The organism is Oscillatoria sp. FACHB-1407 (assembly GCF_014697545.1).
In the GTDB taxonomy this organism is placed as follows: Bacteria; Cyanobacteriota; Cyanobacteriia; order Elainellales; family Elainellaceae; genus FACHB-1407.
In genome coordinates this window covers 188,749-212,560 of the sequence record NZ_JACJSA010000009.1, presented here as the reverse complement: position 1 = coordinate 212,560, position 23,812 = coordinate 188,749, and the positions used below count along the sequence as shown (strand labels likewise).

General features: G+C 49.2%; 19 protein-coding genes. 9 read left to right on the top strand and 10 right to left on the bottom strand.

The window, feature by feature from the left end:
- Positions 1-676 precede the first annotated feature (676 nt).
- Positions 677-1,165: a DUF2721 domain-containing protein gene (locus tag H6G89_RS16805; RefSeq protein ID WP_190508373.1), complete on the top strand. Its 489-nt coding sequence runs from the start codon at positions 677-679 to the stop codon at positions 1,163-1,165.
- 163 nt (positions 1,166-1,328) lie between these two features.
- Positions 1,329-1,592, top strand: a complete 264-nt coding sequence (gene nrtS / locus H6G89_RS16800; RefSeq protein ID WP_242059980.1) for a nitrate/nitrite transporter NrtS — start codon at positions 1,329-1,331, stop codon at positions 1,590-1,592.
- Between the two features lie 30 nt (positions 1,593-1,622).
- Here nrtS and H6G89_RS16795 read toward each other — a convergent pair whose 3' ends face one another.
- The 4 genes from H6G89_RS16795 to H6G89_RS16780 all read right to left on the bottom strand — a co-directional run bounded on the left by H6G89_RS16795 (position 1,623) and on the right by H6G89_RS16780 (position 5,075).
- A complete protein-coding gene (locus tag H6G89_RS16795) occupies positions 1,623-2,744 on the bottom strand; it encodes a VOC family protein (protein WP_190508371.1) in 1,122 nt (373 codons plus the stop codon).
- Positions 2,741-3,571 (bottom strand): MIP/aquaporin family protein, encoded by an 831-nt coding sequence (locus H6G89_RS16790; protein ID WP_190508369.1) that lies wholly within the window; start codon positions 3,569-3,571, stop codon positions 2,741-2,743. Before H6G89_RS16790 ends, H6G89_RS16795 begins: the two co-directional genes overlap by 4 nt.
- Positions 3,568-4,131 carry an NADPH-dependent FMN reductase gene (locus tag H6G89_RS16785; protein ID WP_190508367.1) on the bottom strand — a complete coding sequence of 188 codons (564 nt, stop codon included), beginning with the start codon at positions 4,129-4,131 and terminating at the stop codon, positions 3,568-3,570. Before H6G89_RS16785 ends, H6G89_RS16790 begins: the two co-directional genes overlap by 4 nt.
- A gap of 143 nt (positions 4,132-4,274) precedes the next feature.
- Entirely contained in the window at positions 4,275-5,075 is an 801-nt protein-coding gene (locus H6G89_RS16780) for an SDR family NAD(P)-dependent oxidoreductase (RefSeq protein ID WP_190508365.1), read from the bottom strand.
- Between the two features lie 396 nt (positions 5,076-5,471).
- On the opposite strand from H6G89_RS16780, the gene H6G89_RS16775 reads away from it, so the two are divergent.
- Positions 5,472-8,249, top strand: coding sequence for an MGH1-like glycoside hydrolase domain-containing protein (locus tag H6G89_RS16775; protein WP_190508363.1), 2,778 nt, complete (start codon positions 5,472-5,474; stop codon positions 8,247-8,249).
- A 138-nt stretch (positions 8,250-8,387) separates the two neighbouring features.
- Here H6G89_RS16775 and H6G89_RS16770 read toward each other — a convergent pair whose 3' ends face one another.
- On the bottom strand, positions 8,388-9,281 hold the full coding sequence (locus tag H6G89_RS16770) for a transposase (protein ID WP_190508360.1): 894 nt from the start codon (positions 9,279-9,281) through the stop codon (positions 8,388-8,390).
- 167 nt (positions 9,282-9,448) lie between these two features.
- On the bottom strand, positions 9,449-9,823 hold the full coding sequence (locus tag H6G89_RS16765) for a hypothetical protein (RefSeq protein ID WP_190508358.1): 375 nt from the start codon (positions 9,821-9,823) through the stop codon (positions 9,449-9,451).
- A gap of 781 nt (positions 9,824-10,604) precedes the next feature.
- Between H6G89_RS16765 and H6G89_RS16760 the strand changes: the two genes are divergently transcribed.
- From H6G89_RS16760 to H6G89_RS16745, 4 genes are all read left to right on the top strand, one after another.
- On the top strand, positions 10,605-12,602 hold the full coding sequence (locus H6G89_RS16760; protein WP_190508356.1) for an amylo-alpha-1,6-glucosidase: 1,998 nt from the start codon (positions 10,605-10,607) through the stop codon (positions 12,600-12,602).
- A 177-nt stretch (positions 12,603-12,779) separates the two neighbouring features.
- Positions 12,780-13,238 (top strand): hypothetical protein, encoded by a 459-nt coding sequence (locus H6G89_RS16755; protein WP_190508354.1) that lies wholly within the window; start codon positions 12,780-12,782, stop codon positions 13,236-13,238.
- A gap of 351 nt (positions 13,239-13,589) precedes the next feature.
- Complete coding sequence (locus H6G89_RS16750) at positions 13,590-15,719, top strand: GAF domain-containing sensor histidine kinase (protein ID WP_199336761.1); 2,130 nt, start codon at positions 13,590-13,592, stop codon at positions 15,717-15,719.
- 20 nt (positions 15,720-15,739) lie between these two features.
- Positions 15,740-15,877, top strand: coding sequence for a hypothetical protein (locus H6G89_RS16745; protein ID WP_190508352.1), 138 nt, complete (start codon positions 15,740-15,742; stop codon positions 15,875-15,877).
- Positions 15,878-16,025: 148 nt separating this feature from the next.
- Here the strand turns inward: H6G89_RS16745 and H6G89_RS16740 are convergent, their stop codons facing one another.
- The 4 genes from H6G89_RS16740 to H6G89_RS16725 all read right to left on the bottom strand — a co-directional run bounded on the left by H6G89_RS16740 (position 16,026) and on the right by H6G89_RS16725 (position 21,383).
- Complete coding sequence (locus H6G89_RS16740) at positions 16,026-17,072, bottom strand: DMT family transporter (protein WP_199336760.1); 1,047 nt, start codon at positions 17,070-17,072, stop codon at positions 16,026-16,028.
- A 13-nt stretch (positions 17,073-17,085) separates the two neighbouring features.
- On the bottom strand, positions 17,086-18,630 hold the full coding sequence (locus H6G89_RS16735) for a GMC oxidoreductase (protein ID WP_190508348.1): 1,545 nt from the start codon (positions 18,628-18,630) through the stop codon (positions 17,086-17,088).
- A gap of 367 nt (positions 18,631-18,997) precedes the next feature.
- On the bottom strand, positions 18,998-19,534 hold the full coding sequence (locus H6G89_RS16730; RefSeq protein ID WP_190508346.1) for a DoxX family protein: 537 nt from the start codon (positions 19,532-19,534) through the stop codon (positions 18,998-19,000).
- Positions 19,535-19,952: 418 nt separating this feature from the next.
- Positions 19,953-21,383, bottom strand: coding sequence for an NAD(P)/FAD-dependent oxidoreductase (locus H6G89_RS16725; RefSeq protein WP_190508344.1), 1,431 nt, complete (start codon positions 21,381-21,383; stop codon positions 19,953-19,955).
- An 823-nt stretch (positions 21,384-22,206) separates the two neighbouring features.
- On the opposite strand from H6G89_RS16725, the gene H6G89_RS16720 reads away from it, so the two are divergent.
- Entirely contained in the window at positions 22,207-22,380 is a 174-nt protein-coding gene (locus tag H6G89_RS16720; RefSeq protein WP_190508343.1) for a hypothetical protein, read from the top strand.
- 345 nt (positions 22,381-22,725) lie between these two features.
- Complete coding sequence (locus H6G89_RS16715) at positions 22,726-23,808, top strand: cyclic nucleotide-binding domain-containing protein (RefSeq protein WP_190508341.1); 1,083 nt, start codon at positions 22,726-22,728, stop codon at positions 23,806-23,808.
- The last annotated feature ends 4 nt before the right edge of the window (positions 23,809-23,812 follow it).

Here is a 23,812-nt window from a genome sequence, read left to right as displayed (position 1 = left end):
TCCCTCTCCTGTGGGCTACTGTACACACATCTCCGCTTCTTTCCAAATCAGGTGCTAGTGCTACGTCACAGTTATTAGGGTAGTGCGAACATCTTGCTCGCGCCGTGAGCGAGACTGACAATCCTAAAAATAAGGTGTGACGTTGTGCTAGGTTGATTTAGATGTTTGAAAAGCAGGCATTGGGGGATTCTCCCCCAAACCCCCGATTGGGGGACGCCACTGCCTCCCCCAAACCCCCTAGCAGAAGGTGTTTCAGTTCACCCAAAAGCGCGCTTCGCATCGGTTCCAAGTACGGGTGCTTCTGATCAGGTCAACCCTTTTTGACAAAGGCTCAAATTCTTCCAATTTTGGGGAACGTAGGGGGCTACGAGGAATTGTGTGTACACTCTGATCCCCTCCTTGTTAAGGAGGGTTAGGGAGGATCAAACCCAGCACAGGCTAAATCAGAAGATTTGTGTGTACACGGTAGCTCCTGTGGGAGAGGGCTAGGGTGAGGATTAGGACGGGTGGAAGTTTCAGAAAAAGCCGCACATGGGTTGAACCTATCTAATTCTCAATTCTTAGCCATTTTGAGGAGAAATCTCAGGAAAAATTCATGTACTCGGTTCCCCATTAACCTCACACTTAAAGTTAGCTTGCAAGCGATCGCCGTTACGTCTATTTCAATTCTCGATGTATGAGCGCAACCGATGTTGCCCAAACGATTCAACTCATTATTGCTCCAGTGGTTTTGATAACAGCGTGTGCTATCACGCAAGGGGGCATTTTAGGACGGTTTATCTATGTGGGACAGCGCATCCGATCGCTGGCAACCGAACGTTTACAGCTGCTCCACACGGGCAAGATGAATGATGCTTTTTCGCTGGAGCGTCTCCAGGAAATCGACCGTCAAATTCCACTCCTCAAACACCGTCATCGGCTGATCCAACGAGCCGTGTTATTGATTTACAGTGCGATCGCCGTTTTCCTGGTGAGTATGTTTGCGATCGCCCTATCAGTCGCCTCAAGTTTGAGTCTAGTTGCCACCCTGGCACTGCTGCTGTTTTTAGTGGGAACCTGCCTGTTGTTAGCTGGTGTAATCTATGCGGGTCTCGAAGTTCGCATGTCGCATCAAGCGATTTGCTATGAAGTCAATCGCGTCACAGCCTTAGACAAATTCTTTTGAAGCGAACACAACCCAGTTTTAAGATTGGATATCCCACATCTTTGACGGCATTGCTGAATGTGACTATGATTTCTGTGCAACAGTTCCGGTGGGAGGGGTGGTTCGCGCACCGCCCGCACGAAAATCATAGATTAGATCCGCAATGCCTCTTTGACAACGAACTATGCAACAGATGAATCACATTAAAGGTTTTGTTCTTAGCTTGTTTGATGCAGAGTTCATTCCCACAGGTTTAAAAACCGCTGTGTTTGTTGGTTCTTTGCTGTTTTTGATTAATCACGGCCCTGCTTTCATGCGAGGCGAAATGAACCAGGAGCGTTGGATTTCGGTTGCATTAACCTATACCATGCCGTATCTGGTAAATGTGTATGGTCAATATAGCTATCGTCGCCGCATGAGCCACTCTTCCAGTGTCACGAAATTCTAATAAGTTGAAATTCTAATGCGGCGGGATAGCCTATCGCTCGATAATTCGCATTACATGACCATCTGGATCGCGCACTAAAAATCCTCTTTGAAAGTTCAATTGATCATCTTGCATTTCAATCACATCAGAAGATACAAACGTATATCCCCGTTCCCTTAAACGTTGTGCAGCTATGTCTGCATTCTCTACCACTAATGTTGTTTGCCAGTGCACTAAATCGTTCGCACGAGTATCCATCGGAAGCGATCGCCCATCACGCGGAGTCACGTATTCCAAGAACTCAATGCCCATGCCATTAGGTGCTCTTAAGCCACTAATACGCAGACGCGCCCCAAAGACATTGTTGAGATGTTCCTGCTCAGTCCCGTAGTTTTCACTTTCACCTGCCACCTCTAACCCCAACACATCGCGATAAAAGGCAAGACTAGTATCTGTGTTAGAGACAGCGATCGCTGTATGGTCAATACCAAGAAATAGCTGATCCGTGGGCTGTTGCCATCTGGGATCACCCTTACCGGGCGGGTAATAAATGATTTCTAAATTATGTCCATCGGGATCACGAAAATAAAATGCTTCAATCCCTGCGGCAGCAGGAATGTAGTCGGGAAGGCGTTGAGGCGCAGTAGAAACATGCTGCACATTGTGACGACGCAACACCTGATAGGCTTCATCCATATCGCTAACCACGATCGCCATGTGTTGAAACCAGCGATCGTTACTGCGAGAATCTGCTGGAATGGGTCTGCCTTCGGGTGTGAGGTAGTCGGTTAACTCAATCACTTCGTTACCCAACTGAAGCCGCACGACTCGCATCCGTACGCCAAACACCCCTTGAAGCCGCTCATACTCACTGCCCCACACTTCCACATCAGAGATTTCCCGAAAGGGTAAGACCTGCGTGTAAAATGCCAGGGCACGCTCCATATCTGAGACAGTCATGCCCACACTTGCCACCGTTTGAACTCTGACTTGCGGCAGTGCTTGAGCGACAACATTAGTACCCAGAGTATAATGGCGCGACTCAGCAGCAATACTGTCGGGAGCTTGAGGAACTGAAGCGATCGCCCCCCAGGAGGAAGTACTGACGAGCGTTACAGCAACGCTAAGCGACAACAGAGATCGCTGAAGTAGCTTAAAGAACGGAGTTTTCATAGCGGTAATTTGTCACTCAATAATGAGTCGCGATCGCCTCTCGGCTGTTGTCGATAATTGCAATTAAAAATGCATCGCTTATGGTTATCGTGATGTAATTTGGCACAACGAACAGCACTTCTACCATTCACTCGCACGTATAATTCAGACGCACATAACATTCCGGTGAGTGGTGCAACGAAATAAATCCAGAGGGCTGTCCAGACGGAGGCAGGTAGTGCTGAAGCAAGCGTCCGGGCAGGGTTCATACTCATCCCCGACAGAGGAGCCTCAAGGGTGATGTAGGTTGCCACCAGCACCCCTGCAAAGAGTCCTGTAAATCGGGAAAGTTTCGGCGTATTTGAGACAATTAACACCGTCATCATCAGCCCAAAAGAAATTATAAGTTCAGCCACGAACGCTACCGCCACCCCACTCGCTCCGGGGATCGTGACAACGTAATTCACACTGGGATGGGCGATCGCTCCTCTCAAAATACCTGCTGCCAGCAACACTCCCAACCACCCGCCCATAAATTGCGCAATGATGTAGAACGCTGCATCGACCGCTTTGATCTTCTTGAGTCGAAAGAAAGTGAACGTCACCGCCGGATTGATGTGGGCACCGGATTGTTTTCCCCAAGGAGAATAGATGATGGCGATCGCGGTCAGTCCCATCGCGACTCCAATCACAAATCGTCGCAGCGTTGGATCATTGATCCATTGCCGAAGTGGTGAAGCTGGGTGTTCTAACAACACAGTGGCAACACTGGCAGACACCATAAAAATGCCTAATCCCGCTGCTTCCATCAAATATTCGAGATAGTGTTTGCGGAGAGTATGAATCATTTCATCTCCTGTCGTCCATAGCGCAATACCGTAGACATCCAGATCAACTCCTGCATGAAGCGATCGCTCCGTCGAATTTGGGTATCTGGATCGAGCAACTTGCCCGACTCATCAAACAAAGTTTGGACATTGCTGAAGTTGAGGTCATAGAAGATGGTGACAAGTCCCAATTCACGCATGACGGGCAGCATATTTTGAATCACCCTCGTTCCACCGAAGGGACCCGCCGACACCCCACAAATCCCCACCGCTTTGTGGATATATTCCTTCAAACATGTATCGAGAACATGCTTGAGCATACCGGGATAACCGTGGTTATATTCCGGAGCTACAATGATCAGCCCATCGGCTCGCTCCATCTGAGCCGAAAACCCCGGATCTTTGATGCCCTCTCCCTCGTCGTTCGTGGCAATTGGCAACGTCCGAATATCAATCAACTCCGTTTCAACCCCGTCCTGTTTGCCAACCTGTTCTACAAGAAACTTGGCAACAAACTCACTCTGACGACCCTGACGCGGTGTGCCGAGAATCACAGGAATGAATAAAGGCGAACTTTGCATGGCTTGGCTCTCTTGATGGGTAACACATGCAGGTTAGGTTTGGATTTTGAATATAGGATTCTGGCTTAACACCAATTTCAGAAATGAATGTTCAAATCCCTTGCAATCCAAAATCAAAATTCAACAATCTAACATTCAATGGGCTATTGCTCCTGATAATTCCAGAGCAACCCCCCATCAACAAAGAAAGTGCTGCCTGTAACGTAATCCGCATCCGACGATGCCAGGAATGCCACCAGCGACGCCACATCTCCCGGTTGACCTAACCGCCCCAAGGGAATGTTTTTGAGCAGCGCACCGAGTTTCTCAGGATCATTCAACAACTTGGTATTAATCGGAGTCTCGATCGCCCCTGGAGCCACGTTGTTGATCGTGATGCCTAAAGCCCCCAACTCGATCGCCAAGTTGCGCGTCATCATCTTCATCCCACCTTTGCTGGCACAGTAAGCCGTGAAGTTGGGAAACGGTAGTTCTTCGTGGACAGAACTAATATTGATAATCTTCCCGGTGCGTTTCGTCTCGATTAAATGCTGCACAAACGCTTGCGTAGCAAAGAAGACCCCTTTCAGGTTGACATTCATAACGGCGTCATAATCATCTTCAGTGACATCCCAAAAGGCAGCGTGTTTCTCGATTCCAGCATTATTTACCAAAATGTCGAGCTTGCCAAAGTGTTGAATGCTTTCAGCGATGAGTTGACGAATTTCAGGTACACTCCCCAAATCCGCTTTCACTGTGTATCCCTGGCTGGAACTGGGACACTGCGCCATAAAACATTTGCCACCGATCGCCTCGACCTTTGCCAGGGTTTCTTCTGCACCTTCGGGATGTGAGCGGTAGTTAATCACCACGTTTGCGCCTTCTTGAGCCAGACGCAACACAATTCCCTGTCCAATCCCCTGGCTACTACCCGTCACCAGAGCCACTCTTCCGTCAAGCCTCATTGGGGTTCTCCATTGCTGCATGTTGCTTTTACAATGCAGGGCTTCCCTGAGAATGACCTGAATAGGTTCTAACGCTTCCCTGAGAACAAATAAAAAGTCAGGTAACTAACGTTTAGAGGGGATCTATGGGCGATCGCCACCCTGTTTTCACCCGATGAGATCACTTCACCGTTGCTCCCCAACTTCTGCCGTAAGGTAGAGCAATTCTTTTCGTAACTTAGCGGCTAACTGATCCGTACGGAGCTTTTCCTGATCCTGCATCCAACAAAAACATTACATCCCACAACCGCTCATCAAATTCTCAGCAGGTTTTCAGACCGCAATAGGAATCAGGTTGCATACTCCAAACATAGGATTCATGTTTAAGCTGGGTTTAATCGAGGAGAACATTGCATCATGACACCTACCACGACAGAAGAACAACGGCTCGACGCAACCCGCACCCGACAGGCACACTGGCGCAGATGGGGACCGTATCTGAGCGATCGCCAATGGGGTACGGTGCGCGAAGACTATAGCCCCGACGGGACAGCCTGGGATTATTTTCCTCACGATCAGGCGCGATCGCGAGCCTATCGCTGGGGCGAAGATGGTATTGCGGGTATTTCCGACAATCATCAACGCTTGTGTTTTGCGATCGCCCTGTGGAATGGTGTTGATCCCATCCTCAAGGAACGCTTTTTTGGCTTAACCGGGAATCAGGGCAACCATGGTGAAGACGTGAAGGAATACTACTTCTACCTTGACAGCACGCCGACCCACTCCTACATGAAGATGCTCTACAAATATCCACAAGCCGAGTTTCCCTATGCTCGGTTAGTGGAAGAAAACCAGCGACGCGGTCGGCGTGACCCGGAGTTTGAGTTGATCAATACGGGGGTATTTGACGATAACCGCTACTTTGATGTGTTAGTGGAATATGCCAAAGCCACCACTGACGATATTTTGATTCAAATCAGTATCACCAATCGAGGGGATGAGGCTAAACCGATTCATCTCCTACCTACTCTCTGGTTTCGCAATACGTGGACGTGGAATCATTCTGAAAAACCTGTGCTGAGAGCAGTACAATCCAACACATCAGTTGGTGTTGTTGAAGCACTCCATCCACAATTGGGACAGTTTCACCTGTATTGCAACACAACAAACGGTGAACCATCCATCCCTCTCTTATTCACTGAAAACGAAACAAATTTTCAACGCATTTTTGGGGTTGAGAATGCCTCTCCTTATGTCAAAGATGGCATTAACAATTATGTGGTGCAGGGTCAAACGGATGCTGTTAATCCGGCACAAGTAGGCACTAAAGCTGCCGCTTATTACACTCTCACAATCGGTGCAGGCGAAACTCAAACGATTCAATTGCGGTTGCGTCAGAGTACGTCCCATCCGGGTTCATCCCATCCCGGCTCATCGCTCAATGGCTCCGCTCAAGCCGTCTTTGGCGAAGCATTTGACACCATCTTGCAACAGCGACGACAGGAAGCCGACGAGTTTTATGAGCGCATTATGCCCGATTGTTTGTGTGTCGATCGCCGCAATATTCAGCGACAGGCGTTTGCCGGAATGCTGTGGAATAAGCAGTACTTCTATTACGTAGTAGATGAATGGCTGAAGGGTGATCCGGCGTGTCCTCCGCCACCGCCTGGACGCAAACAGGGGCGCAATCGCGAGTGGGTTCATCTGCACAATGAAGACATTCTCTCCATGTGCGACAAGTGGGAATATCCCTGGTTTGCCGCGTGGGATCTCGCCTTTCATACGATTCCTCTGGCGATGATCGACCCCGACTTTGCCAAGCGTCAACTCGACCTGATGACCCGCGAATGGTACATGCATCCCAACGGGCAGATTCCCGCCTATGAGTGGGCATTTAGCGATGTCAATCCTCCCGTCCATGCGTGGGCAACCTGGCGAGTCTACAAGATTGAGCAGAAGATGTATGGCAGGAGCGATCGCCAATTTCTAGAGCGAGTCTTTCAAAAACTGCTGCTCAACTTTACCTGGTGGGTGAACCGCAAAGACCGCAACGGTCGCAACATCTTTGAGGGGGGCTTTCTGGGCATGGATAACGTGGGCGTGTTCGATCGCAGTGCAGAGCTACCTACGGGGGGTTATCTGGAGCAATCGGATGGCACCAGTTGGATGGGGATGTATTGCCTCAACCTGCTCACCATTGCGCTGGAGTTAGCCAGGGAGAATCCGGTCTACGAAGACATTGCCACCAAGTTTTTTGAACACTTCCTTTACATCGCCGATGCGATGAACAAGATCGGCGAATCAGAAACCGCCTTGTGGGATGACGACGATGGTTTCTATTACGACGTACTACACCTGCCGAATGGTCAACAGGTGCGGCTCAAGGTGCGATCGATGGTGGGCTTGATTCCCCTGTTTGCGGTGGAAACACTGGAGCCAGAGACGCTAGAGCGATTACCGGGCTTCAAAAAGCGAGTGGAATGGTTTATTCAAAACCGTCCTGACCTGCGCGGCAATGTCGCCTGTATGGAAAAGGAAGGTGTGGGAGCCAGACGACTGTTAGCGATCGCCTATCGGGAAAAGCTGCGCCGCATTCTGGAAAAGATGCTGGATGAAAACGAGTTTCTCAGCGACTACGGCATTCGGTCTGTCTCTAAATATCACGCCGACCATCCCTACCGCTTTCACGCACAGGACATGGAATATCGCGTCGATTATGAACCTGCCGAATCGAGTACAGGTTTGTTTGGCGGTAACTCCAATTGGCGCGGTCCCATCTGGATGCCTGTGAATTATCTGCTGATTGAGTCGCTGCAAAAGTTTCACTATTACCTGGGGGATGACTTTAAGGTGGAGTGTCCCACCGGGTCGGGCAACTGGATGAATTTGTGGGAGGTTGCCAGTGATCTCTCGAAACGTCTGATTCGGATTTTTATGAAGGATGAGTCGGGTCATCGTCCTGTGTATGGTGGCACGACTGAGTTTCAGCAAGACCCCCACTGGCATGACCTGATCCTGTTCTATGAATACTTTCATGGGGATAACGGGGCAGGTATCGGAGCCAGCCATCAAACCGGATGGACGGGGTTAGTGGCAAAGCTGATTCAACAATGGGGCGACTACGAAGGGCAGGACAAAGACCCTGACCTGCATCTGGAGGAAGCGTTGGAATTTAACCCAATGGTCTCTATTTGACCCCTCCCAACCTCCCCTTAGGACCGCGAATTTATTAAGGTGTAATTCCTGGTGTAGGGGCGTGGCATTCGGTCAAAAGCCCTTGCCATTATTTCAGAACCCTCTGCCGAATGCCGCACTCGTACATGAGGTTGGGAGCTAATTGTAAGGGTTGTCGGGGTGCAATTGATCTGCTTCCCACAATCGTGGGTTGTTGTGAATGTAGCGGCGAACGTAAGTCAAAGCTTCTTCATCACGAATAATGCGATCGTGATAGTCGCGTTGCCATAGGGGAACACCCCTCACCCGACGCATTTGATTAATCCGTCGGGTTGTAATCGATTTGAAATTAAGAAGAATCGCTCCTACCGATCCCTTCATTAATCGGGGTGGTTGGGGTGCGGCATTCGGTAAATTATTTTTGGGTATTTGCAATTCTCTTCGCCCGAATGCCACACCCGGTTCGGGCGATCGGTTGGGGTTGGGTGTGGCATTGGACTTGGAGTTTTCGGTGGAATTCGATGAATGGTGATCCAATGCCGCACCCCTACGGTTGGGCGGGATGATTTGGGGCGATCGGTTGGGGTTGGGTGTGGCATTGGACTTGGAGTTTTCGGTGGAATTCGATGAATGGTGATCCAATGCCGCACCCCTACCGGGTGGTTGGGTTAAAACCAAAATCCCATGAAAATGGTTGGGCATGACCACAAATACATCTAATTCGAGGTTTGCAAAATGGGAAGGTAAACGCTGCCAATAGGCATCAACCAATTTTCCCCATTCATTTAATTGCATTTCGCCATTCACAACCTCCCCAAACAAACATTCCCGTTGATGCACACAAAGGGTAATGAAATAGGCACCAGGCGAAGTGTAATCGTACCCTTTCAATCGAATCGATCGCCGATGATGTTTGTCGGGGTTATATTTCATAAGTTCATTTGTAAGATAGTTGGGGTGCGGCATTCGGCACAGATTTTGGGATGAAATGCGATCGCCTTTGTCCGAATGCCACACCCGGTTCGGGCGATCGGTTGGGGTTGGGTGTGGCATTGGACTTGGAGTTTTCGGTGGGATTCGATGAATGGTGATCCAATGCCGCGCCCGTACGTTGAAGTAGATAAATTGGATGGTTGGGGTGCGGCATTCGGTAAATTATTTCTGGATATTTGTAACTCCTCTCATCTGAATGCCACACCCGATCGCGTTCATCAATTTGGTTATGAAGCTACCTCAGTTCCCGCTTTCGCCTTACCGCGATTACTGCGACGTACCCGCTCACTCTTCCGCACGCCACCTGCTGCCTCATATTCACGGCTATTGCGACCAAACTTAGAGGCAATATCCAACAGCATGTGATCGGTCAAATCAGCCAACGTCTTCTCAAACTCCAACATCTCACCATACGTTGAGTCAACCGTTGCTAAAAGCTGGTTATACAGATCTTGCTTCTCTCGCATCTGCTCGATCGCTTCTAGATAGAGAGGTAGCGATCGCGAATTGCCAAAATCTAGCTCGATCCCCAGGGACTTCATCCCTGCTGCCCGACGCTCTGCTTTTTCTAATACCGTAGATGACCGTTTTTGACGTGCCATATGTTCTGCTCTCTGTGAAAGACAGGTCTACTCTAGTCAACTCATTGAATAATCTTCCTCAGAAAAATTAAGGAAAAGTAAAGGGGCGATCGTGATTTCCTCTAGTTACTCCGTAGTTTTTCTGAGACACAGACCTGAAATCAACTGCTTCGTCACGAATGAGAACTCATTTGTAGCGTAGGAGTTCTCGTTTGTAACGTAGGAGTTCTCATTCGTAAGGAAACACTTCTCATTCGTGGCGTAGGAGTTCTCATTTGTAGCGTAGGAGTTCTCATTCGTTACAAAATACTTCTCATTTTTAAGGAAGCACTTCTCGTTTGTGGCGTAGGAGTTCTTTTTCAGGGCAAATGATACCAATTTAAAGAGTTATGGAGGGGTTTGGCAGTGCCAAACCCGTACAAGCGTTCGTCACCTTTTCAATTCACATTGGTACGAGTTTTTGTACCCCTACCCTCAACGATGGCAGCGAGTACGGTAGGGGCGTTTCGTGAAACGCCCTTACACAAGAGTTTCCTCGTCTCCTGGTTTGACCTGGAGATGCCCAGGTGAAGCTCCACCTCATTCCAAACAAACGGCAGAGCCGTTACATAGGCATGACAAGGCGGAGCCTCGTCACGAGGACTCTCCACACCCTCACACCCTCACACCCTACACCCCACTCCCCATTCCCCACTCCCCACTCCCCACTCCCTTCTATTCAGCAACTCCTCATTCGATTCTCACAATCTTCTAGGCTTTAACCGCGATACTGCTGGCAGTCTTTCCAGGAAATCTGTAATCCATGGGCATTCAATTTGGGCGCGAAATCTGTGGCAATGGGGAGGTTGCAGCCACCCGCGAATGGATTGTGACAAATGGCATTGGCGGATATGCATCGGGCACCGTCGCAGGTCTGTTGACCCGTCGTTATCACGGGTTGCTCGTCGCCGCTTTGCACCCTCCCCTAGGGCGCACATTGATGCTCACCAAGTTAGAGGAAACAGCATTCTATGATGAACAAACCGATCCTCTGTTTGCTAACCGTTGGGCAGATGGAACGGTCAACCCACAGGGGTATCAGCAGATTGAGCAGTTTTATCAGGAAGGAACCACTCCCGTCTGGCAATTCACCCTGGGGGATGCGCTGCTGGAAAAGCGTGTGTGGATGCAGCAGGGAGCCAACACCACCTATGTGCAATACACCCTGCGACGAGCGACTCAACCGTTCACGTTAACCATCAAAGCGTTGGTGAATTACAGAGACTATCACGGCAGCACGCAAGCCAATGGCTGGCAGATGAATGTTGCAAATGTCGATCGGGGCGTTCGAGTCCTGGCGTATGAGGGAGCAGCACCGCTCTATTTGTTGTCCCAAACGGCGCAGGTATCATCCACCCATACGTGGTATCAAAACTTTGATTTACCTGTCGAACGCTATCGGGGTTTGAGCGATCGCGAAGATCACCTCCACATTGCCACGTTTGCGGCGACCTTGAATGCAGGGGAATCGCTGACCCTAGTTGCCAGTACAGAAGCACACCCCAATCTGGATGGAGATTTGGCTTATCAGATGCGTCGAGCCTATGAACAGAAGCTAATCGGCTTTTGGGATGTCAACCGTTCGACCGATGGACGGGTGAATGGAAAGAGCACCCCTGGGTGGATTAAGCGGTTGGTTTTAGCGGCAGACCAGTTTATTGTGGATCGTCCTTCTACAGATGATCCGGGCGGAAAGACCATCATCGCAGGCTATCACTGGTTTGGCGATTGGGGACGAGACACGATGATCAGCTTGCCGGGGCTAACCCTGAGTACAGGTCGTCCAGAGGTGGCGCGATCGATCCTGCGTACCTTCGCCCGTTACGTCGATCAGGGGATGTTGCCTAACCGCTTTCCCGACGTTGGGGAAACGCCCGAATACAACACGGTGGATGCTACCCTCTGGTACTTTGAAGCGGTTCGGCTCTACTACGCTGCCACAGAAGATGACGATCTCCTGCGTGAACTCTTCCCCGTGCTCGCTGAGATCATTCACTGGCATTGTCGGGGCACTCGCTACAACATTCATCTCGACTCCAGCGACGGGTTACTCTATGCCGGAGAAGCAGGCGTGCAATTGACCTGGATGGATGCCAGAGTAGGCGATCGCGTCATCACTCCCCGCATAGGTAAACCGATTGAAATTAATGCCCTGTGGTACAACGCTCTGCGAACGATGGCAAAGTTTGCCCGTCACATTGGCAAACCTCACCAGGAGTATGAAGCCCTCGCTAACCGCACACTCGCCAAGTTCGACCGCTTCTGGAACGGTGAACTGGGCTACTGCTACGACGTGTTAGATACCCCAGAGGGCAGTGATGCCTCCCTGCGTCCGAACCAGATCTTTGCCGTATCCCTCCCCGAAAGTCCCTTAACAGCGACTCAACAAAAATCAGTCGTGGATGTGTGTGGGCGATCGCTGTTGACCTCTCATGGGTTGCGATCGCTGGCTCCCAACGACCCCCAGTATCAGGGGCATTATGGCGGCAACTCCTCCCAACGCGACAGTGTATATCACCAGGGAACCGTCTGGGGATGGTTGCTCGGCTCCTTTGCCCTGGCGCATCTGCGGGTATATGGCAATCCAGAACAGGCACGCCAGTTTTTAGAACCGATGGCAAACCATTTAGTTGATCATGGCTTAGGGAGCCTGAGCGAAATCTTTGATGGCGATGTCCCATTTACCCCACGGGGATGTATTGCTCAGGCATGGACAGTCGCAGAGGTACTGCGAGCCTGGTTGGCAACCAGTTCCCGCTAATGGCGATCGCTATATTCTCAGACTTCACAGGCAACCTTTAGGATTGCACAGACAACATTCAGCAAGTTTTCAGCTAACCTTCAAAGCGTCTTCAGACTAGCAGTGCAGTATAAAAGCATGACAAACGAAGGATGAATTTCAAACTTCACCTGAAACATGCTCTCAAGGAGAACACTAATGAAACGCTTAATGTTTGCTGGATTGACTGCTTTAGTACTGGGAGTTACCCTGGCTCCCATCGCTTCAATTACTGTGGCAGCAAAGCCTCCCTCCGGTGATTCCAATCCTTCTGATTCGGGCAACCGCACCGTGGATACCTCTCAAATCATTGCGGCAAAGCCCCCCTCCGGTGATTCCAATCCTTCCGACCTGGGCAACCGCACCGTGGATACCTCTCAAATCATTGCGGCAAAGCCCCCCTCCGGTGACTCCAATCCTTCCGACCTGGGCAACCGCACCGTGGATACCTCTCAAATCATTGCGGCAAAGCCTCCCTCCGGTGACTCCAATCCTTCTGACCTGGGCAACCGCACTGTGGATACCTCCCAAATCATTGCAGCGAAGCCTCCCTCCGGTGACTCCAATCCTTCTGACCTGGGCAACCGCACTGTGGATACCTCCCAAATCATCGGGTAGTAAAGCTTCAGGACTCCTTCCTGGCAAGTTCATACAGCCATTGTCCCTCAATCCTTGGGGGACTTTAAGTTTTTGTCAGGAAGCTGACCAGGGCTAGTGCTGCGTCACAGTTAAAAGTTAGGGTAGTGCGAGCATCTTGCTCGTGCCGTGAGCAAGACACTACCATTGAAAAAACAGAGATGTATATACACCGTAGGCAAGGGAAAAGGGATTATAGGTGTAGCCTTTCTGAACTGAATTGGTATTAGATCCTGTGAAACCACTGCAAAAATAATAAAAAACAATACATTCTCTTCAATCTCTATCGCTGAACAGAGATGATGAACCTAGATCCAAGGGCAGAATCATCCCATGACATCCAGTGCGCTCAACCTGACAACCGCCATGAAAGCGGCACAGGCATTGTCCCGTGAAATTGTGCTGGATCAACTATTGGTTACGTTGATGAATATCCTGATTGAAAATACAGGTGCAGAACGTGGCTATTTAATTTTAGAGAAAGACGAACAGTTCTTTATTGAAGCCGAGGGAACTGCAAATTCTCCCCACATTGAAGTCTTGCATTCGATTCCACTAACACCCAAAGATACGATTGATCACGCTTCTGTAGATATCATCCACTTCGTTGCTCAAACCCACGAGAATATCATTCTCGGAGATATATCGAAAGCTCAACGATTGTTTCGTCAGCCAATTGTTGTAAGACCCAGGTCAGTGTTGTGTGTTCCTTTAATCAATCAAAACAAACTTACTGGAATTATTTATCTCGAAAATACATTTGTCACCGACGCTTTTACAGATAGCCATTTGGAAATTGTTCAACTCCTCTCTGCTCAAGCGGCGATCGCCATCGACAATGCCCGGTTGTACAACGAATTAGAGGCGCGAGTCCAACAACGAACGGCTGACCTGGTACGAACCAATCAAATACTGGAACGCGAAGTTTTAGAACGACAACGTTCAGAACAAACACTCCGGTTAATCGTTGAAGCAACGGCAGGCGTTACTCGCAAAGACTTTTTTCATTCTCTCGTGCGTTCTCTCGCGCAAGCTCTCGATGTCTATTATGCTTTCATTACTGAATGTGACAGCAATGCACCCACTCGTCTCCGCACGATCGCCTGTTGGTATCAAAACGAGTTCATCGAGAACTTTGAATACGATGTCTACGGTACTGCCTGCGAACAGGTAATTAACAGCCAAACCTGTCAATGTTATCCGGATCAACTGCAACTTCTGTTTCCTGAAGATGACTCGCTACCTGAGATGAAAGCTCAGAGTTATGCAGGCGTTGCACTGCGGGACTCTTCCGGTAAACTGTTGGGACACTTAGCCGTCTTGGACGATCAACCCCTTGCAGACATTCCTCGCAGTACCGCCATCCTGGAAATTTTTGCGGCACGGGCAGCGGCTGAGATGGAGCGTCAACAAGCCGAAGCTGTGATTCGAGCATCTCAAGAAAAGTTTTCTAAAGCGTTTCGGTCGTCTCCCAGCGGCATCACGATTACCACAATTAAGGAAGGACGATTTCTAGAGGTAAATGACAGCTTCCTGCGGATGTTAGGCTACGAGCACGAGGAAGTGATTGGTCAGAGTGCATTCGATCTCAACATCTGGGTTAAAACAGACGATCGCGCAACCATTACTCGGTTACTCCAGGAACAGGGGACTGTCTCCAACGTTGAAGTAGAACTGCGACGTAAATCCGGGGACACCTTTTTAGCCCTGGTTTCTGCTGACATTATCGACTTAGACGGAGAACCCTGCTTACTGGGCGTAACTACAGATATCACTGTTCTCAAGCAAGCCGCCAAAGCCTTGGAACGTCTCGCAGAAATTGGGGAACTCGCCTCGATGATCGTCCACGAAGTCCGCAATCCCCTGACGACAATGGTCATGGGGCTTGGGGCCTTCAAACGATTGGAACTGTCAGGACGCTTTCAGGAATACCTGGCACTTGCACTGGATGAGGGCGATCGCCTCCAACGATTACTCAATCAGATTTTGCTATACGCCAAACCGCAAACGCTGAATCAAATCGAACTAGACTTAACCAGTTTGATTACAGAAACTCTGCACACCTTGCGCGATTTGCCTGTTGCCTCAACTAAACCCCTGCGGTTTAACTCTGCCGCTACTGCTGCCCCTGTTTTGGGCGATCGCGACAAACTCAAACAGGTGTTGATTAACCTGGTGACCAACGCTTGCGAGGCTGTAGACGACGGAGCCGTTATTACGGTGTCCTTGCAGAGGGATCAATCGAACCAAATCGTCGTTCAAGTTCATAACACTGGTGATCCCATTCCGCCCGATATTCTGGTAAAACTGACCAAACCCTTTTTTACCACCAAGACCAACGGTAACGGATTAGGACTGGCGATCGTCAAGCGTATTGTTGAGGCACATCATGGAGAGTTGTGCATTGAGTCATCAGCCGAGGTGGGTACAACCGTGACGGTAAGGTTGCCAGGTCGGAGGTAGAAAGTTTAGGAGCCCGGCGAATGAATTCGCGGCTATTAGAGCGAAGTCCGCCAACGCGAACTCCGGAAAAGGCAGGATTTGACGAACCGACGCAGGTCGGTTTTGCTCCCATAGCGGTGGTTAAAACCGCCGAAATCCTTATCCCGAATTCACGTTAGGTTAGAGCGAAGGCGGGATAGGATTTTACACAAAATTCTGAACATACCCTCAATGCGCCTTCCTATCCTTCATCCTTTATCCTTCATCCTTTATCCTTCATCCTTTATCCTTCATCCTTTATCCTTATTTTCCCTCTTCTCTCTTCTCTCACACTCCTCTAAACCCCGTAATCATTCCCATTTGTTGACCATAGGGCGTAGGATCGGCGTGCTTCCTGGATTTTATCTCCTGTAAGCTGCCAATCAAGCTCAACACAACTCCTGCCAGGATAATCGTGGCTCCCGTGTATTGGGCTGCTGTGGGGATTTCTCCCAAAATCAGATACGCCATTGCGATCGCCGCTATTGGGTTAAACGAACTCGCTAACGTCGTCATGGCAGGTGTAGAGTGACGCAATCCGGCAAACCAGCAAAGCTGTCCTGCGACAACAATCACCGACCCATACAACAGCATCCACTTCCAAAGAAAAGGCGAGAATACATCGACAAAATGCTGTGCCCCGTACAACACATTCGCCAACACGAAAAAAACCACTGTTCCCAAACCCACCCGCACGATGTTGAAAATGCCCAGAGGAATGTGCTTCAGGCGAGATTTGCTAATCACCGTAGCGATCGCTAACACACAGGCGGCGATCGCGGTCATCAACTCTCCTCGACCAACGTGAAATAGCCCTCCCATCAGAGGCATCATGACGTGTTCGCTACTGGCAATTACAGCAGTCACAGTGACCCCGACCAGCGACACGAGCGACCCTAACGCAGTCCAGACATTCACCCGTGCCTTTAGCAGAAGAACGCTAAAAATCAGCGTGAGGGGAGGTTCCAGGCGACCGATCAGCACTACATTCGTAACATTTGTTGTGTCGAGTGCCGCGAAAATCAAAGCTGGAGCCAGTGCCCCAGAAAGCATGGCGATCGCAACTAAACTGAGCCAATCCTGGTATGACAATTGCCGCAGTGTGCGTTTATTCCACTGCCTACCAAACACACTAATCATTACAACTAATGCACAAAGATTGCCCACAAAAAGAACATTACATAGTGAAATGGGATTACGCCCATCAATCAAATGCTGTGCTCCAATCTCGGTCACTTTGCGGGTTACTGCGTTAGATGCCGCAAAAATCAGAATGGCTGTCCAGAGATAAACAACACTGGGAATGCGATCGAAGATCACAGAATGTTTCGTCATGACGCTCATAGGGCTACTTCAGGCGATCGAGCAGGTGATCTCCCACCCGCAGAGCATTGGCAATAATCGTCAACGTTGGGTTCACCGCTGCGCTAGAGCGGAAGAAACTACCATCCACAACGTACAAGTTATCAACGTCATGGGTACGACAGTTGAGATCCAACACCGAGGTTGTTGGGTCTTCACCAAACCGACAGGTGCCACACTGGTGCGCCACACCCTGCAACGGCACTCGTTTGCGGAAGTAGAGGGAACAGGGCAGGATATGGTCGCCGCAGTCGATGGATTGCAACACCTCTGTCCATCGGTATAAGAGGCGATCGAAGGCAGCGATGTTGTTATCGGTGTAGTCGAGAGTAATGGTGCTGTTTTGCACCGTGACGCGGTTCTTGGGATCGGGTAGATCTTCAGCCGTGAGCCACCAATCCACGGAACGTTTTGCCACTTCGTCCAACGCCATTCCCGGAGCAAATTTAGGCGCATCCAGAGCAACCAGATCTTTATTAACCTTGCCGAGGAGTTGGACATGCCCCATCGGATAGTCAAATCCAGGTTCACCCCAATAGAAATCATTGAAGCCCATCGTCTTCTGAAACAACGTAGGATTCAGTTTACGAGCAACACCCACGATCGCCCCATTTTGGTGTTTCATGAAGTTGCGTCCCACCTGATCAGAACTGTTTGCCAGCCCATAGGGATGCTGATCATTTGCTGACTTTAACAGCAACACCGCAGAATTAATTGCACCACACGACACCACCACAATATCTGCCGAGAAGAGCGTGCGATGTCCGGCAACCCGTGCCTCTACATGGGTCACTTCTCGCCCAGAGACACTGGTGTGCAGGCGCAACACTTCTGCCTCTGTAAACAAAGTGACGTTGGTCGAGGTATCTACCGTGGGACGAATGCAGTTAATGTCGGAGTCCGCCTTGCCGTTAACCAGACAGGGAAACCCATCACAGGTATTGCAGCGAATACAGGCTCCTAAGCGGCGATTCGCCTCATTCAATTTAATCGCCAATGGCAGATGAAAGGGATGATAGCCTTTCGCTTGCAGTGCATCATGAATCTCAGCAATACGAGGCTCATGGGCGATCGCTGGATGGGGATATTCTTCACTACGATAGGGTTCTGTTGGGTCTTGTCCAGATTTGCCATGCACGTCGTATAGCTTTTCGGCTTCAGTGTAATAAGGTTCAAAATCGCGGTATTTGAGAGGCCACTCTGGTGAAATTCCGCCTGTGTGAATGACCTGTTCAAAGTCCCTCTCGCGCCAACGAAATAAAGCACCCCCATAAACTTTGGTATTGCCGCCCACCCAATATCCTGTCCCCGGATGAATGGGTTCACCATCCCGGTCATACCAGACATCCGAAGTGTGATAGCGGTCTTTTTGAAATACTTGCACCGTGTCCCAGTTCTCCTTTTCACGGGGGAGAAACGTTCCCCGTTCCAGAACCAGGATTTTTTTGCCACTGGGTGCGAGACGATGAGCCAGGGTGCCGCCACCTGCCCCAGTTCCAATGATGATGACGTCGTAGTGTGGTGTAGACATAAGGGAAAAAAGAAGAGAGAAGAGAGAAGAGGAAAGGATAAAGGATAAAGGATAAAGGATGAGAGAAGAGGGAAGAGGAAAGGATAAAGGATAAAGGATAAAGGATAAAGGATAAAGGATGAGAGAAGAGAGAAGAGAGAAGGATAAAGGATAAAGGATAAAGGATAAAGGATAAAGGATGAGAGAAGAGAGAAGAGAGAAGAGAGAAGAGAGAAGAGGGAAGAGAGAAGAGAGAAGAGGGAAGAGGGATGAAAGATGAAAGATGAAAGATGAAAGATAAAGGATGAAGGATAAGAAGGAGGCATTATCTACTACCTCACTCCCTCACCCCTCTACTCCCTCACTCCCCACTCCCTAAGCCCCTTTGCTATTGGGCATTACCAGAATCACCAATCGAACTGAGATAAAGCCGTTCTTCAGTGCGGCGCATACGTGCTCGTTTTGTATCGACTTCGTAGGCAATACACATCCAAATCAGCGTCATAAACATGATGTTTTTGTTGAAGCTTTCCGCTGCATTGGGAAATAAACTTCCGGCAGGAATGATGCCAAAGGCGAGAATGATACTAAATGTCATCAGGATCAGGAGTAAGCCTGTCCAGCGAATCCATAAGCCGAGGGCAAATAAGGTGCCTAACACAATTTCTGCGAGCGGTAGCAACCAGGCATAGGGAATGGCAATCAACGCGGGTAAGGGTCCAATGCCTTCCCACCCGGCAGGAAACGGTCCCCAAAGTTGGAGTTTGAGAGTCAGAACGGTTTGATAAAACCCATTCTCGACATTGAAGTTGAGATAGTTGGCAATGCCCGACACCAGGAAGAAGATCCCCATTGTCATACGATTAATCAACATCGCTTTTTTAAGGGAGATTCTGAAGTTGAGTAGATTGTTCAAAGCGTTCATGGTGATGTTCTCCTAAAACTGAAATAGCTGGAAATCTGGGATTTGAGAGATGCGTTTCGACTGCGCTCAATGCTCTAAATCTCTCTGCTAGCAGGTTGAGCGGAGCCGAAACCCGAATTCTGGATTGAGTTTAATTAGGTTTTCCTACTTAACGTCAGTTCGGTTTAAGAACCCGGCGAATGAATTCGCGGCTATTAAACGAAGTCCACCGACGCGGACTCTGGAAAAGGCCGGATTTGACGAACCGACGCCGGTCGGTTTTGCTCCGCTAGCGGCGGTTTTAACAGCCGAAATCCTTATCCCGAATTCACGTTACTTAACTAACGACCATTGACCATTGACCATCGACCATTGACCACTGACCACTGACCATTGACCATTGACCATTGACCATTGACCATTGACCATTGACCATTGACTAATCAGATGGGGTTAAGTTGTCGAGCAACGTTGGTAGCCCTGTCCACGACAGCGTTGTTTGAAACTGTTGGGGTTGGGCAGCACGCCACGCAAACGGCAAGGTCAAGAGCATACTGGCAGCGATCGCACTGATCCCTGCAATCAAAGGAGTGTGATGTTGATGGTTGGGGTTGAGAGAGCGGGGTTGATGACGCTGAAGGAGATGATCGGCAAACCATTCAGCTGTGGCTTTAGCGTTGTGGGCAGGGGTCGGCAACAATTCCAGATACGTTCCCTGGCGGATTAAGTGACCCAATTCTCCTTTGACTTCAAAGCGATCGAACACATTCGCAACACCTTCCCCAATGCCCAATTTCATCAACGTGCCCCGTAAGGTGACATGAGCCGGATGGAGCATTCGTCCCTGCACCAGAGCCTGTAAATTGTGGGCGATCGCCTTGCCTTGCTGATACGCCACCTGAGCCGTAGCGGGTTGTGGTGCATCCTTCACATAGGCATTGTCACCTCCTACAAATACCTCTGGGAATCCTGGTAATTGCAGCGTCGGCGATACCTGAAGTTGCCCCCGACGATTGCGGTGCTCAGGCGCAACGGGCAATTCTTTGAGCAGGGGATGCGGTTCGGTTCCGGCAGTCCAGGCGATCGTTGCCGCAGGCAGAAAATTAAGCTTTCCATGTTGTTGATAATTCATCCCATTCGGATGAATCTCTGTCACGGCTGTATCCAGCAACAGTTCAACCGGAATCGTGCGTTGGTTGAGAGCACGTTGAGCCGTCGTCCGCAACTGGCTGTTGATGTCGCCTTTGAGAATCTCACCACTGCGATTGACCAGCACAATCCGCAACTCCTCATAATTGCCACCCATGTCGTCATACCAAACAGGCAAGATGTCAGCCAACGCGCAGGCAAGTTCTACTCCAGCAGGTCCGGCTCCTGCGATCGCGACGGTCAATAGACGCAGGCGTTCCTCAGGATCGGGCGTCTGCCTCGCCTGTCTCAAGCAAGTCTTCAAGTGATCTCGTAGGGCGATCGCTTCCTGATCTGACGTCAGTGGGAAAGCATAGTCGGATGCTCCAGGCGTATTAAAATAGGTGGCTCGGCTCCCCAATGCCAACACCAGCTTGCTGTAGGGGTAGGATTGCCCCGATGACAACTGCACATAGCTGTGATGTAGATCAATCGTCTGAACCGTATCTTGAACGAACAATATTGACCGATCTGCAAGTAACTCAGTATACAGTGGGCAAATTTGGTCTGTGTGCATTTCGCCTGTCAGCAATTCATATAACAGGGGCTTGAACACAAAGCGATCGCGCGGTTCAATCAAAATAATCGGATGGGGATAGTTTTGCTGCTCTAGATGTAAAGCAGTGAATAATCCAACAAAACCACCTCCCACAATGACTGTTGGTTGAGAGGATGAATTCATAACCACAAGTGCAAATATTGAACACTGCGATCGTGGCGTGATTTTTATCGAGGTAAATGAGAACTGTCTAAGAATCAACTGATAAGTAATACAGTTTTCTCAAACTTCAGGTTAAGCTGAGCCAATTTGATGTAAAGGCTACATTTCAAGCGACAGACGTCAGGGTTTGAGCCATTGCCTTTGTCTTAAGCTTTCTAATCAAAGCTATACATTCATCTACAAAAGTTCAACCTCTTAGAGCTGATTCATAAACAAAGTTCTCGATCCCCCTAAATCCCCCTTAAAAAGGGGGACTTCAGTCTCTTGCCTGGGTTCCCCCCTTGAAAAGGGGGGTAAGGGGGGATCAAGCAATATCAAATGTTTTAGACCTTAAGATTTACTTTATAAATTGACTCTTATCAGTGATGGTGCTACTCCAGCCAACTGATTTCACCCATTCTGAATGCTCTATCAAAGGCGTATTTTATTAGCTTCGTAACTCTAATTTCGCCAAACAAATATTAAGAAAATCTGAAGATTTTTTGCTATAATCAGTTCTTGTATTGGTCACTCCCAAAACAATTTTACGGCTATATCTACATCACACCATCTGTTGGATTCTTTCTCAGGGAACACTCATCTTTTTCTCAGTCAAAACTCATGTTCTATTAAGGCTTTAGCAAGACAACATTCCTACACTGCAACATATACAAGAAATTCGTTCACAACCAAATCGGTTTGAAAGCTCTTGTATCAACTCACTAGTGTAGATTCATCAGCGCAAATCTGCTTGAGATCTGACTAGTGTCCTATCTCCCAATGTGTAACACGAGGATAACATCTCATGGCTGAGCAAAATAAAACCCAACAGGATTCGGTCAAGCAAGAAGAGCTTTCGGAAGATCAACTGAAAGCAGTCGCTGGTGGGGTTCGTCCTCCTTCTGGAGATTCTAATCCCAGTGACCTCAATAACCCTACAGTTGACACCAGTGACATCATCAACCCACACGCTAAATAGGTGTTTTAGTTAGCTTACCTGAAGGTCACACTCACCTGAGGGTCACACCAAACGAACATAGCAATGCTGAAATCGCGACTCTTTTCACTGGAGTTAGCACTTTTTATCAGCTTTGCTATGTTTCTTTAGTCTATTTTTTCATTAGTTTGTTTAAATGCCTGAAGCGTTACGGACGGGATTCCGTAGTACGCCATTTATTTGCGGGCGATTGTTTCCAGAGATGCAAAATCTGGGTTAGCACAACTGTAGCGATCGCCATCTCTGTTGGATTTTGTTAAAACTCTATCCAACCTACATTATTTCCTATATGTAACTCCAAGTCGCAACAATCCATGGCGGGAATCTATGGCAGGAATTCTGCTGCAAGAACTCAGTAATACAGATATCGATTGGCTCATTACCGCAGGTCAACAGCAACAGATTCTCGCCGGAACTGTGTTGCTCCAACCTCAAACGGAGTCAGACACCATTCATCTTCTGCTCGATGGCATATTGACAGTCAGCGTACCGCAACAGGGCGCAGGTTGCGCTGGTGCAGCGATGTCTGACCATCCTATCGAAAAAGAGATTACCCGCTTCTCGGAAGGGGAAGTGGTGGGAGTGACATCCCTGTTTAATGTGCAATCAACAGGGGTTTTTGTCAGGGCAGTGAAAGATTCGATCGTGCTCTCAATTCCACATCAGCGATTGACCTCAAAGTTGCAACAAGATAGTCACTTCAGCACTCACTTTTATCGGGCGATCGCGCTGATTTTGACAGAACGACTGCAACAAATGTTGACGATGCCCACACAATTGCGAGCCGCGACGGATCAGCCCGTTAAAGAAGCGTTGTTTGTATTTGGCGAACTGCGTGACAGCGATGTGGATTGGTTGGTCGCAGCAGGTCAGTTACAAAAGCTGGCTCCCAATACGTCGCTGATCCAAGCAGGTAGACCGCTTGATGCGCTGTACATCATTCTGGATGGGTTGCTATCCGTATCGGTTTACGAAGGGGATGTGAATCCGCTGACCCTGTGTTTTGAGTGTGTCAACAAAATTGCGAGTTCCCAGAAAGTAATTGATCGCCTCTCAAGAGGGGAGATGAGCGGCACCAGTTCGTTTCTGACGATGAGTCCATCACCCGTTTCGGTGAGAGCCATTGAAGAGTCATTGGTGCTGGCGATTCCGCGATCGCAACTAATAATGAAACTACAACAGGATATGGGGTTTGCGTCCCGGTTTTACCGCATTCTCGCACTTCAGCTTTTAGAGGCGGTGCAAACAGCAATTGAGCTACTGGGATGTCCGCAACAGCCTGATCCAAAGCCCGACCAGATGGATCAGGACATGGAGTATGACGATGAACTCAATTTAGAATCGCTGCACCACGTCTCACAGGGAGCCGCTCGATTTAGTTGGATGTTGAAACGGCTAGGAATCACTTGAATGA